The organism is Nonomuraea turkmeniaca (assembly GCF_005889735.1).
Lineage (GTDB): Bacteria > Actinomycetota > Actinomycetes > Streptosporangiales > Streptosporangiaceae > Nonomuraea > Nonomuraea turkmeniaca.
Genome location: NZ_VCKY01000284.1, coordinates 1 through 12506, shown reverse-complemented (window position 1 = coordinate 12506; position 12506 = coordinate 1). Strand labels below are relative to the sequence as shown.

Genomic DNA, 12506 nt, shown 5'->3' with positions numbered 1-12506 from the left:
GGCTGCAACGGAGTCTGGCCCACTGCCATCGCTCGATCTCTCCCCACGCCCGGTGACCAACACCGATCACCCTGGCACAAGAGGACAGACCTAAGCGAGATAGATCAAAAAACACCAGCCACCTAGATCTAGGGTCTTGTGCGCGGAGGCCACCTGGGAGGAGGACCCGGATCAGCGCCGAGCCTTGGACGAGGCGGCCAGGGAGAAGCTGATCGACCTGCGGGCCACCTACAGGAGCCGGGAGAGGTGAAGGCCGGGCCTCGTCGCGCGGCGAGGGCGCGCGGCCGGGTCGGAGGTGACTAGGCGACTGATGGGTGAAAGAAGCCTCCGGCGGGCCGGATGCGGGCGTGCAGGTGCATGTCGTGTCTGCCGTCGTCATGCACGGCGGCGCTCCGCTTGATGCCCTCCAAGAGGTAGCCGCACTTCGTGGCAACCCTGCAGGAGGCTGTGTTGCGCGTCGAGTGGTCCAACTCCAGGCGGTGGAAGCCAATCTCATCCAGGGCCCAAGCGGTGAGCGCCGTGAGGGCGCGGGAGGCCACGCCCGCACCGCGGGCGGCCGGGAGTACCCAGTATGCGACGCCGGCTATGCCATCGTCGAAGTCCAGGCCGCGTAGGGCGATCCGGCCGAGCACCTCGCCGCCGTCGCGGGTGACCGCCCAGTGACCGCCCTTCTCTCGTTCCCAGTCCTGGTGATAGGTGTCGAACCACTCCAGGACCTGGGTCTCGGTCGAGGGGACGGCGCGTGTGCCAGCGCCTGATCTCGTCGTCCTGGTAAGCGGACAGGAATGTCGGTGCGTCGGCCCGTTCCCAGGGACGGAGCAGCAGGCCCCCGGTGGCAGGGAGCACGGGCTGGAGGGAGTCAGCGAGCGAGCCGGAGGGAATGACGGGCAGCGTCGACAGAGCGCGAGTCATGCGCCATGATCGCCCGGCCATGACCACGCACGTCAAGGTTGCAGACGCAACTCTTCACGAAGTGACCGATCCGTCGAACCGGCAGGAGCGATCGGTCAGACATGGCCTTAGGTCCGAGCCCTCGGGGGGCATGATTCCGGCCATTCCTGCTTCTGAACTGGGACTTCACCTTGTGGTGGCTTGATTGAGTCGGCTTGTGCGTCCGATGTGTCCAGCGGTTACCAACCGTCCCACCCTCGGCAGCCCCACCAGGAGCCGGTCAGATGCCTGAGCCCGTACTCGTGGTTGTCGGCGGGTGGTTGACCGTGAAGCGCCCACACGAAGCATCGCGAACCCGCGATGGGCCAGTCGCTGATCTGCAGTTCGACGCCGATTAGGTTGCTCTCTTCCTCGCCGACAATGTGGCCACACACTGGGAAGAGTCCCGCCCAAGCGCGCAGCCGGGAGCGCCGCCGTGGAGGACGCCTTAGGCGTAGCCCTCCATGCTGGCTTGGGAGAGCGCGAAACGCGTCTTGAAGGGAAGGTCGGCGTCGACAGCGGCGCACAATCCCAGGACGATCACGGGTAACGGGAGCCAGCCGAGATGGCGGTGCCGTACTGCTGGGGCGTCTCGTATCAGCGCCACGGAGAGGCGGATGGCCCAGTACAGCACCAGAGGTACGAGAGCAAAGATCACCACCACACCTGACTCGGCGTAGCTAAAGGGGACGCTCACCCACCAGGCGATGACAAGCGTGGTGACCACGACGACAGCGTGGTAGCCCAACCCTGGAGGCATGCTGATCACGGGGGTTACCATAGCGCTGGGCCACAGGCTGCGGGGGTCCTCAGGCCACGGAGCCAGTAATGGTGGGGAAGCTCTCAAGCCCCGCCGGGTCGGCACTACTGCACTCACGATCGCCTCTATGTGGCCGATCGCCATACCTGGCTGGGCGCTGGACGGGCCGGGGCTGAGGAACGAGGCCCGGCCCACCGGACACCAGCGTGCTCGGCTGGACCAGCATGGCGCTGCGCCATCCCGAACAGGCGATGCGCTGGACCGGGGTTCTGCTGGCCGCCTACACCCAGCTCCTGCTCGCCCGCGACCTTGTCCAAGATCAACGCTACCCTTGGGAACGCCGACATCACCGCAGGCTCTCGCCCGGACGCGTCCGCCGGGATTTCGCCCGAGTACTACCGATCACCGGCACCCCTGCTACCCCTCCAAAACCCTCCAAGGCGGGTCCGGGACGACCTCGGGGGCGAACCAGCACCCCAGCCCAGCGCCACCCCGCGCTCAAGAAGTCAGCGTGATCGCGTTAAACGCAAGGTTGTCTACGATCCGCAATTCGAAGAGGTGTTCGCCCCGCGACGAAGACACGTAAGGCGCGGGATGTTTGCGCTTGGGGGATCATCCGGGACCTGTTGCCTTGCGGATGGCGTGTCATGCCGCCAGGGCGTCATCAATGAGCTCTTTTCATCCTGAGTAGCGGTTCTCCTCCATCATCTGGAGGACCAGGATGGCGTGCACCACAGCGGTCGCGCGGCGTGGGCAGCAGCGCAGCTTGGCCAGCACCTTCCAGGTCTTCAACGTCGCCACCGCTCGCTCGCCGATCGCCCGGATCCGGGAGTGGGAGCGGTTGACGTCCTGCTGCGCCCGCGACAGCCCGGGACGGTAGCGGTGACGCTTGAACGGAGTGCGGATGGTGTGCCCGCGCCCTGATAGCCGCGGTCGGCGAACGTGGTCACGCCGGCGCTGGTCAGCGCGTCGATCAGGCCGGTGGTGCGGGCCGCGGTCAGATCGTGGGTGGCGCCGGGCAGGGCGGGTGAGGCCCAGACCAGACGGCCCAGAGGATCGGCCAGGATCTGGACGTTCACCCCATGGCGCTGGTGTTTGCCGCTGTAGTACGGCCGTTCATCGGCCAGGCGGTCGATCGGGACGAGCGTGCCGTCCAGGATCGCGTAGGCGAGCCGGGCGGCTCGGGCAGCTGCGGCCTGCACCTCTTCGGCGAGTGCTGCCAGCAGGTCGATGCTTTCGCGGACGTAGCGCCAGGCGGTGGCGGTGCCGATACCGAAGTCGGCGGCCAGGCGGGTGTAGGTGTCGCCGTTGCGCAGGTGGCCCAGGACCAGCAACGCCTGCCGGGCGGGGTCTAACCGGCGCCATCTGCTGCGGCGCTCGGCTCGCCGCTCGCGGATCAGGCCGGCCAGGCGGGTCAGGGTGCGGTTGGACAGCGGGATGGCGGCGCGGTAGAACAGCAACTCGGAGCCTCTGGTCCAGCGGTTGATCTTGGTCGACAACCCTTGTACCAGAGGCTCCTCTACTTGTCGATCAAGCCTGCCAACGTATCCCGCGCCCGACCTGCAGCTTCAGGTTGGAAAACCCTCACTTCTCCTTCGACAGCGGCCGATGGAGGAGGAACAAGTGCGGAAGACGGTCCTGGTGATGATCCAAAGCCTCAACCAACGCCCGCTTCCGCGCCCAAGTCGACCGCCACGCCAAGAACATGCCGTCCTGGCGGCCTGGCACAACGGAAAGAGGCCCCGCCCGAGCACATCGCCGGTGCGGGGGAACTTTTAGTTCCCCTCTCCCTCGCGAGGGTGAGGGGCACGATCGCTCCCGCCGGTGATCCCATCTCGCGGCCGAGCGAGGACTCTGGTCGGTGTCTGCAAAACACACGAAAGGACGGGATTGGCTGGCTCCGCACCAGAGGGGCATGATCACCGTCCTCCTCATCAACGAGGAGGAATCCACACTCACGACCTGTCAGGGAAGAACGGCTAAGAGGGGATGGAAAAAGATCAACGTGACCACAAATCGTCGACTCGGCGCTATTGCGCTCGCTGTAGCATGTGCCGCTGTTCCGCTCATCACCTTCTCCACATCTGCGGCTCAGGCCGACACAAGCAGCACAACATCTGTTGTAGGTCAGACGCGATGCCAGAACCACATTATCGGCGTAGTGTGCGCGACCTGGCTTGGCGGCTCTCCCGGCGGATACGACGCAGCCTTCACCAGGAACTGGGCGGGCACGGCAACCGTGCGGTTCCAACTGGTCTGCGGCCCGAACACGTTCTACGACCACGGCTGGTTCTCCATCTCGCAAAATCAGAGAAGGAGTTTCGTCTTCGCGGTCGGCAACCAAGGACCATGCAAGGTGGCGGTACTTGACCGGGCACGCGAGGGCCGCATGCTAAGCCCCATGGTTTACCCCCTCTAAACACCATCCCACCAGGACGCATCACCCACGCCCAGCTCGCCGCACTGATCCGCGGTCACTGGAGCATCGAAGCCCTGCACCACATCCGCCACGTCACCTACCGCGAAGACGCCTCCCGCGTCCGGACCGGCGCCGCACCCCGGATCATGGCCGGCCTCCGCAACCTGGCCATCGACCTGGCCCGCCTGATCGGCTGGACCAACATTGTCAGCGGCTGCGGCAGCTGGGCTACCCATCCGGAAATCATCCTCAGGCGCAACACCTCTTACATCTCGGACTACGACTTCCGCATGGTCAATGAGCTGTGGGCCTGCAGCTCATTGTCGTGCAGCACCTATTACTACACGAACTACGCTTACTCCTACTAGCCCGGCCAGAGGCGCTTAGTTAGGACATGGCCGCCGCCTGGTCAGCGGCCCTGTCCCGAAAGGCGACACGCACACCGGTACCCGACTTTCAGTTGAGGGCTCGCCAGCACCATCTGGCGGGCCCCTTACTGAGCGCTTTTCATCCGGCTTGGGACTGTACGGTCTTCGGCTCTGGCCCGTAATCGGTGGTGGCGCCGGGTGAGCAGCTGCCAGGCTGGGCCGTGCTGAAGATCGACAATCTTACGGGTGTGGTGTTCGCGGGGTTGTCTGCCCTGGTCATCGAGGGTGTAGAGGACGAGGACGACCTCATTCGGGTCATGGCCCGTACTCGGGACGAGCCGGTACCGTGCCCGGTGTGCGGGATGCTGACCGGTCGGGTGCACGGCTACGCCAGCCGGACGGTCACCGACATCCCGGTCGATGGGCGGCCGGTGGTGGTGTCGCTACAGGTACGGCGTCTGCTCTGCCCGGCGTGGGGCTGCCCTCGGCAGACGTTTCGTGAGCAGGTGCCCGGCCTGCTCGACCGCTACCAGCGTCGCACCAGCAGGCTCACTGGCCAGCTGGGCGCAGTGGTAAAAGAACTGGCCGGCCGGGCGGGGGCTCGGCTTTCGGCGGTCCTGGCCGTCACGATCTCGAGGTCTACGGCACTGCGCCTGCTCATGCGGCTACCGCTGCCACCGCTGCGGGTCCCGCGAGTGCGGGGTGTCGATGACTTCGCTTTCAAGCGCCGCCACCGTTACGCCACCATCCTCACCGACGCCGAGACCGGCGAGCGGATCGACGTGCTGCCCGGCCGCGGTGCTGAAGTCCTGGAGACGTGGCTGGGATCTCACCCAGGGGTAGAGATCGTCTGCCGCGACGGGTCGGGCGCCTACGGCGAGGCAATCCGGCGTGCCCTGCCGGATGCGGTGCAAGTCGGAGACCGCTGGCACCTGTGGGCGAATTTCTGTGACAAGGCCCTCTCCGAGGTTCGTTCCCATAGCGCCTGCTGGGCCACGGTCAACCCGCCCCGGCCCGCCGGCGTCCATGAACAGACCATCCGCGAGCGTTGGCGGCAGATCCACGACCTGCTCGATAAGGGCGTCGGCCTCCTGGAATGCGCCCGCCGGCTGAATCTGTCCCTCAACACCGTCAAACGCTACGCCCGCACCCGCGAACCCGAGGCATTACGCCGCGCCCCGCGCTACCGACCCATTCTCGTCGATCCTTACCGCGATCACCTGCGAGAGCGGCGCGCCACCGAGCCAGCCGTTGCAGTCCAGCAGCTGTTTCGCGAGATCAAAGAGCTCGGCTATTCAGGCAGCCTCAACCTGCTCTACCGCTACATCACCCAAGGCCGAGCCGAAGCAGCGCGACCCGTCATCACCCCGCGTCGCCTGGCTCGTCTTCTGCTCACCCGCCCCGACCGGCTACGCGATCGCGACACTCGGCTGGTGCAGGAACTCACAGCCGCCTGTCCCGAACTGACCGAACTCGCCCGCCATGTCCGCGACTTCGCCGAACTTCTCACCCCAGCCGAGGGCAACGACGCCAAGCTCACCGCCTGGATCATCACCGTCCGAGCCGCTGATCTGCCTCACCTGCACGGCTTCGCCAATGGCCTCGAACTCGACCGCGACGCCGTGGACGCCGCCCTCACCCTTCCGCACCACAACGGACGAACCAAGGCGTCAACACCCGCACGAAGAGGATCATGCGGCAGATGCACGGCCGTGCCGGGTTCGACCTTCTGCGCCACCGAATCCTGCTGCAGTGAAGATCACTCAACGCCACCACCGATTACGGGCCAGAGCCGAAGACCGTACAGTCCCGGCTCGGCACCCACGAAGACGTGATCACTAAACTCTCCGAGGCACCCGCCTCGTCTCCCAAGCCGCACTCAGTATCAAGGGCCTGGACTACTTCTACTGGTGTGAGGACGACGAGATCAGATTCTGCTTCGGAGTCGATGTGGAATTTCCGACCGGGACGCCGGACGAACTCGTGGACACGATGGCGGAGATCGACAGGCTCTACCCATCGTTTCTAGACCTCTACAAAGGGCCGGCTTTCCTACTCGTCGAGCACCTGACCGGGATCAGGGCGACGGAGCAACTGCTGAAGGGCTCCACGTTCATGTGGGGCGTCGTCCAGAACCAACCAAGTCGTAACGTTGGCCAACAGTGAGCCTTCATCCTGAAAGTCACAGCTCAGACCGCGTGAACCGTAGAGATGATACTCAGGCCGCCGCAGGGCAGATCGTCGGGCGATCCCGCCCAGTCCAAGCACTTCCGCGTCACCCCGCTTCCGAGCTGTCCTGCGGAAAGGATGAAAAGGGCTCAATCATCAATCCGGCGGTTCGCGAGATCTCCTTTGACCGTCGATGCACTTGGCGTAGACGCGGAGGAGCACGTCAAAGCTGTGTCCCGCACGTTCGGCGACCTCGGGGTCGGTACGCCCGCGTGCGGCCAGATTGAGACGGCGACGTGCCGGAGGTCGTACGGCCGGCGGGGGAGGAGAGAGGCGACCTGGGCGGGCGTGAAGGCGAGCTTCCGCGCCTCCTGCCAGGCCTCGGTGTAGGCCGTCGAAGCGACCACGCGTGGAATTCCACGAACGATTTGTGACTGCACGGCGGCCCTCGCGAACCGTCGCCCAGACCTTCTCGACTAGGTTCGAGAGATCGTAGGCTGCGCCACATTGGTGGGCGGCTCACCGAGACCGACGAGACCCGCGGCTTCCACCGGGTCACCGCTGACGAGTTCGCGGCCGGGCATCCGAGGCGTTCGCCGTCCGCGTGCTTGACGCGATGGACCACGACCAATGCGCCAGCCGTACGACAACACGACGGAACCTGTGTCATTGCCTAATCTGCGACTGCCTCTGGCTGCGAACCACTCGCATCAGTAACCAAAAGTAGCCGCCCCCAAGGCAAACCAGGGCAGGTACGAACAAGGCCAGTTTGAGTCCTGGTGGAAGAGGTACCAAGTTCAACCCTGACATGATGATCAGAAAGAGCGACATCAGTACAGCCCCGAGGGCGGATTGCTTCCCCCTCTGAACGCCGCCCCTATGGCGTGCCCACCATCGGTGCATCAGGCTCGTGCTCAGCGCGAGTATGCCGAAGATACCGAGCGCCGCCAGTGGTCTAGTGCCGCGTCAGGCCACGTTTGCCCTCTTGACAATCCTGCGTAGGCGAGGATTGTCGGTGTTGCGGTTTCGCCAGGCGATGTAGCGGCGGATCATGCTGCCCTGCTCGCGGTGGCCGGTGTGGTCGGTGCCGTTGAGGGTGAACTCGCGCAATGCGGTGAACTGCGCCTCGATCCGGTTCAGGTAGGAGGAGCTGGTGGGTGTGTAGGCGATCTCGACGTTGTTCGCCTCGGCCCACTCGCCGACCCGCTTGTCCTTCTTAGTCGTCAGGTGCGGGCTGAAGTTGTCACAGATGATCGCGGAGAACAACTGTCGGCGGATCGCTGAGGCGGCGCGCGCGGCCGGGATCGCCTCGCCGCTGCTTGACGTCTGTCACGCACTGTTCGGCGAGAGCGCCGCCTTGGGGCTCGGCGGCACCGACATGGTGGCGGTGATCCGCGCGATCGAGGAGCGTACGGCGGCGACGATTCGGGCCACGGTCCGGTAGGCGGGCGACGGTCACCCGCGCGCCTTGGCGATGCTTTCGGCCTTTGCGAGGAGCCGTGGCCCCGTCCGAGCCCGGCGGGAAGGCCTGCGTGATCCGCTATCAGTGCGCCGCCTGCCGGTTCTTCACCCCCCGACCCCACGCACCTGCCGGCCATGGAAGAGCAGATCGCGGCGATGCGGGCGCGATCGGGAGACGGCGATCGCGTGGGAGCGTCTTCAAGATCTCCGAGGCACATTGATCGAGTACTGGCCGAACGCAGCCGCGTGAGCAGCAGGCGAGGCGCGTTGGCGGTTGGTGGTCCACTTCCATGGTCGCGCCGTGATCGGCTGGTGCGCGTGTCCCCGGCCCGGCTGTGCTGTCGAAAGTTTCGGAAGAATATTAAAAATTTCTCTGTTGTGGACCGGCCCGCATTGCCTATTCTTCGGACCAGGCGGGTTGGGAAGAGGCCCAAATAGCTCGAACCGACGGGGCTATTGAACAAGGGGTAGGTTGTGCGCTCGAAACATTTCGGTTACGTACCGTGGTGAGCGGTGACGGTCGGCTCCTGCTTACCGACCTGCTCGCACATCGCGCCGAGGAGCAGCCCGAGAGCCCGGCCCTCGTGGTGGCCGATGTGGGGACGATCTCGTTCGGCGAATGGGACCGGCGGTCCAACGCGGTCGCCCGCGCTCTGATCGATCGCGGCGTGCCGTCCGGCCATCGGGTCGGGTTGCTGTTCGACGAGCGGGACTGGATCGACTTGGGCGTCGCCTGGTGCGCGGTCATGCGGGCGGGCTGCGTCGCCGTGCCGCTGTCCGGACGGCTGGCACCCGCCGAGGTACGCCACGCGCTGGCCGACTGCTCCGTGACCGCCGTGCTGCACGGGTCCGGCACCGAGCCGCCGGGCGTGGGCGCATGGCGGGCGACGCCGGCGGAGCTGGATCAGGGCGAGGACGGCCCGGTACGGCGGGACGTCAATCCCGGCGGGCTGGCGCAGATCATCTACACCTCTGGCACCACGGGCCGGGCCAAAGGCGTCGGCGCCACCCACGCCAATCTGGCCTACGGAGTCTCCACCCATCCGCGACGCCGCAAACTTTCACACTCCCGGCATTTCCTGCACGCGTTCCCCATCGGCAGCAACGCGGGACAGACCATGCTCGTCAACGCCCTGGACGCCCGCCCTGCCGCGCTGACCCTGCCGCGCTTCACGCCCGCCCGCTTCGCCCGGCTGATCGAGTCGTTCGGGGCGGGGACCGTGTTCGTGGTGCCGGCCATGGCCATCGAACTGCTCAACGCCCGGGTCCAGGACCGGTACGACCTGTCGAGCGTCCGGCTGCTTGGCTCCACCGCGGCCAGTCTGCCGCCCGCCGTGGCGGCCGGCCTGGCGAAGGCATTCCCGAAAGCGACGATCGTCAACTACTACACCTCGACCGAGGCGGCCCCGGCGCAGACCGTGATGATCGTGGACCCGGAGCGGCCGGCGTCGGTGGGACGGCCCTCGTCGGGCGGCGATCTCAAGATCGTCCGTGAGGACGGGCGGGCCGCGGGCATCGGGGAGCAGGGCGAGGTGTGGATGCGCTCGCCCGCCGGAACCCGTGCGTACTACCGGGACCGGCGGCTGACCGACGACATCTTCCGCGACGGCTGGGTGCGCATGGGCGACGTCGGCTACCTCGACCGGGACGGATACCTCTACCTCGTCGACCGCGAGAGCGACGTCATCAAGTCCGGCGCGCACAAGGTGTCCACGCTCCAGGTGGAGGCCGCGCTGTACGAACATCCGTCGGTCGCCGAGGCCGCTGTGGTCGGCGTTCGCCACCCGGTGCTCGACCGGGTCACCGCGGCCGCCGTCGTCACCCGGTCCCCGGTCACCGCCGCCGACCTGCGGACGTTCCTGATGGACCGGCTCGCCAGGCACGAGCTGCCGAGCCGGTTGTTGTTCGTGACCGAACTGCCGAAGAACCACCTCGGCAAGGTGATGAAGTCGCGGCTCCGTGACCTGCTCGAGCGGCCGGCGGACGGCTCCACGTAAACACGCAGAAAGTGTGAACGCACAGAAAGAACGCACATGACGCACCGCCAGGAAAGCACTCCGGCTTCGTTCACCCAGCAGAGCATGTGGATCGGCGAACGCATGGGCGCGGGGCTGACGTACCACATGCCGCTCGCCCTGTGGTTCGACGGCGACCTCGACGTGGCCGCGCTGCTCGCCGCGTGCGCCGATGTGGTCGCGCGGCATCCGGTGCTCGCCACCGCCGTCGCGGAGAGCGGCGACGGGCTTCGCGTGGTTCCCGCCGCCGAGCCGTCCGTGACGCTCGCCGACCTGCCCGATCCCTCGCCCGACGCCCTCGAACGGCTGATCAGGGAGGAGGTCACCCGCGGGTTCGACCTGGAGAAGGGGCCGCTGGCCAGGTTCACGATCGCGCCCGCGGGGCCGGGGCGGCATCTGCTGCTGTTCGTCGCCCACCATCTCGTCTTCGATGGCATGTCCAAGGACATCCTGGTACGTGACCTCGCCCGGTTCTACGAAGCCGGTTCGCGCGGAGCCGGTTCGCGCGGAGCCGGTTCACGTGGGGCGGTGGAACCGCTGTCGATCGCCGGGCACGAGCCGGGGCCGGGCGTCCTGGCCGCGGCGCGGGAGTTCTGGGCCGGGCGCTGGGCGGAGCCCGCCGAGATCGTGCTGCCGGGTCAGCGGCGCACCGGCAGACGGTACGGGCCCGGTGAGCAGATCGACGCCGGGCTCGATCACGAGCTGAGCCGCGACGCCGCGAAGGTGGCCGGGGCGACCGGCGCGTCGACCTTCGAGGTGCTGCTCGCCGGGGTGCACGCGCTGCTGTTCAGGTACGGCACGGAGAACGTGGCGGTCGCGATCGACGTGACCACGCGCGGTGCCGGGACCCGTGACCACGTCGGTCCGTACGTCAGCGAGCTGCCCGTGTTCTCGCGGCCCGAGCCTGGTCAGGCGTTCCGCGAGTTCGTGCGGGACTTGCGTGGCGAGCTGCGTGAGGTGTACAGGTTCCGGGAGGCGCCGCCCGGGCGGGCGCTGAGCGTGGCGCCGCGTGGCGCCGCCGTACCCGTGTCGATCAGTTACCGCAGGCGGGAGGGCGATCCGGTCTTCCCCGGCCTGTACGTCACCGTGGACCGCATGATGTTCGCCGGTGGCGCGCGGAACCCGCTGCATCTGCAGGTCGTGGACGGTCCTGACGGGCTCGCGCTGTGCGTACGGTACGACCCGGTGGCCGTGGACCGGGACGTCGCGGCCCGGTTCGCCGAGGGCCTGCGCGCCCTGCTGCGTCACGCCGCCGAGGATCCCGATGCCCGCCTGGCCGACCTGGACGTCATGCCCGCGGCGGAGTCGCGGCGGATGCTCATTGAGTGGAACGACACCGCGGTCGCGTATCCCGCGGAAGCGACGTTGCCCGGTCTGTTCGCCGAGCAGGTGCGGGCCCGTCCTGACGCGTGCGCCGTCACGTTCGAGGGGCGCTCGCTCACCTATGCGGAGCTGGACGCCGCGGCCGAGCGGCTGGCCCGCAGGGTGCGGCAGGCCGGTGCCGGACGCGGGGAACTGGTCGCCGTGCACCTGCGGCGTTCCGACCTGCTGCTGGTCAGCCTGCTCGCCGTGCACAAGGCAGGGGCCGCCTACCTGCCGCTCGATCCTGACCACCCGGCGGAACGGCTCGCCATGATCGTGGACGAAGCCCGGCCCAGGCTGCTGCTGTGCGAGAGCGCCGCGCCGGTCGGGCTGCCGGGGCCTGTGCTCTTGGTGGACGAGGAACCGGGCTCCGGCCCGGTGCCGGAGGAGCCCGGGCGGCCGCCGTCGCCCGGGGAGATCGCCTACGTGATCCACACCTCGGGTTCGACGGGGCGGCCGAAGGGGGTCGAGGTCGATCACCGAAACCTGGCCAACCTGCTGCTCGCCATGCGTGACCGGCTCGGCGCCGGGTCCGGTGACACCTGGCTCGCGCTCACCTCGCCCGCGTTCGACATCAGCGCCCTTGAGCTGTACCTGCCGCTGATCGTCGGTGGCCGGGTCGTCGTCGCACCCCACGGCGCGGTGCGGAGGCCGGAGGCGCTGGCCCGGCTGGTCGCGGAGCAGGGTGTCACGCACGTACAGGCCACCCCGTCGGTGTGGCGGCTGCTGCTGCCCGGCGGTCTGGCCGGAGTGACCGCGCTGACCGGGGGAGAGGCGCTGCCGCCCCGGCTCGCGGAGGAGTTATGCGCCCGCTGCGATCGCGTCGTCAACGTGTACGGTCCGACCGAGACGACCATCTGGAGCACGTTCGGCGAGCCGGGCGAACCCGGTGTGCCGATCACGATCGGCCGTCCCCTCGCCAACACCCAGATCTACCTGCTCGACGCGTCGATGCGTCCGGTGCCTCCGGGCGTCGTCGGCGAACTGTGCATCGGCGGAGCCGGGGTGGCGCGGGGCTACCG

At 67.5% G+C, this 12506-nt stretch carries 8 protein-coding genes and 3 pseudogenes; 7 read left to right on the top strand and 4 right to left on the bottom strand.

All coding sequences use genetic code 11. The annotated features are described in order from the left end of the window. Positions 1-299: 299 nt before the first annotated feature. The 3 genes and pseudogenes from ETD86_RS47245 to ETD86_RS47235 form a co-directional block, all read right to left on the bottom strand. On the bottom strand, positions 300-839 hold the full coding sequence (locus ETD86_RS47245; RefSeq protein ID WP_281287091.1) for a GNAT family N-acetyltransferase: 540 nt from the start codon (positions 837-839) through the stop codon (positions 300-302). 539 nt (positions 840-1378) lie between these two features. Further along, complete coding sequence (locus ETD86_RS47240; RefSeq protein ID WP_138673163.1) at positions 1379-1699, bottom strand: hypothetical protein; 321 nt, start codon at positions 1697-1699, stop codon at positions 1379-1381. Positions 1700-2368: 669 nt separating this feature from the next. Further along, a pseudogene (locus ETD86_RS47235) lies at positions 2369-3150 on the bottom strand (transposase family protein). A 455-nt stretch (positions 3151-3605) separates the two neighbouring features. Between ETD86_RS47235 and ETD86_RS47230 the strand changes: the two are divergent. The 4 genes and pseudogenes from ETD86_RS47230 to ETD86_RS47215 all read left to right on the top strand — a co-directional run. Further along, entirely contained in the window at positions 3606-4109 is a 504-nt protein-coding gene (locus tag ETD86_RS47230; protein WP_138673162.1) for a hypothetical protein, read from the top strand. A gap of 146 nt (positions 4110-4255) precedes the next feature. After that, positions 4256-4477: a hypothetical protein gene (locus ETD86_RS47225; protein ID WP_138673161.1), complete on the top strand. Its 222-nt coding sequence runs from the start codon at positions 4256-4258 to the stop codon at positions 4475-4477. Positions 4478-4698: 221 nt separating this feature from the next. Next, positions 4699-6233, top strand: a pseudogene (locus tag ETD86_RS47220) (ISL3 family transposase). A gap of 104 nt (positions 6234-6337) precedes the next feature. Further along, positions 6338-6643 (top strand): annotated as a pseudogene (locus ETD86_RS47215) (DUF6461 domain-containing protein); the annotation flags it as partial. Positions 6644-7612: 969 nt separating this feature from the next. Here the strand turns inward: ETD86_RS47215 and ETD86_RS47205 are convergent. Continuing rightward, positions 7613-7912, bottom strand: coding sequence for a hypothetical protein (locus ETD86_RS47205; protein ID WP_246149346.1), 300 nt, complete (start codon positions 7910-7912; stop codon positions 7613-7615). Between ETD86_RS47205 and ETD86_RS47200 the strand changes: the two genes are divergently transcribed. From ETD86_RS47200 to ETD86_RS47190, 3 genes are all read left to right on the top strand, one after another. Next, the gene (locus tag ETD86_RS47200; RefSeq protein WP_211370752.1) at positions 7896-8090 is read left to right on the top strand and encodes a hypothetical protein; all 195 of its coding nucleotides are present in this window, start codon (positions 7896-7898) and stop codon (positions 8088-8090) included. The two genes, ETD86_RS47205 and ETD86_RS47200, sit on opposite strands and share 17 nt — an antisense overlap. 523 nt (positions 8091-8613) lie before the next feature. Further along, on the top strand, positions 8614-10104 hold the full coding sequence (locus ETD86_RS47195; RefSeq protein ID WP_246149344.1) for a class I adenylate-forming enzyme family protein: 1491 nt from the start codon (positions 8614-8616) through the stop codon (positions 10102-10104). A 36-nt stretch (positions 10105-10140) separates the two neighbouring features. Then, a partial coding sequence (locus ETD86_RS47190; RefSeq protein ID WP_138673158.1) for a non-ribosomal peptide synthetase occupies positions 10141-12506 on the top strand: 2366 nt, incomplete at its 3' end.

Bases quoted from the DNA above. Each gene is read 5' to 3' on its own strand.
- ETD86_RS47230 (WP_138673162.1), top strand. From the start codon at position 3,606: ATGATCACCGTCCTCCTCATCAACGAGGAGGAATCCACACTCACGACC.
- ETD86_RS47225 (WP_138673161.1), top strand. From the start codon at position 4,256: ATGGCCGGCCTCCGCAACCTGGCCATCGACCTGGCCCGCCTGATCGGC.
- ETD86_RS47200 (WP_211370752.1), top strand. From the start codon at position 7,896: ATGATCGCGGAGAACAACTGTCGGCGGATCGCTGAGGCGGCGCGCGCG.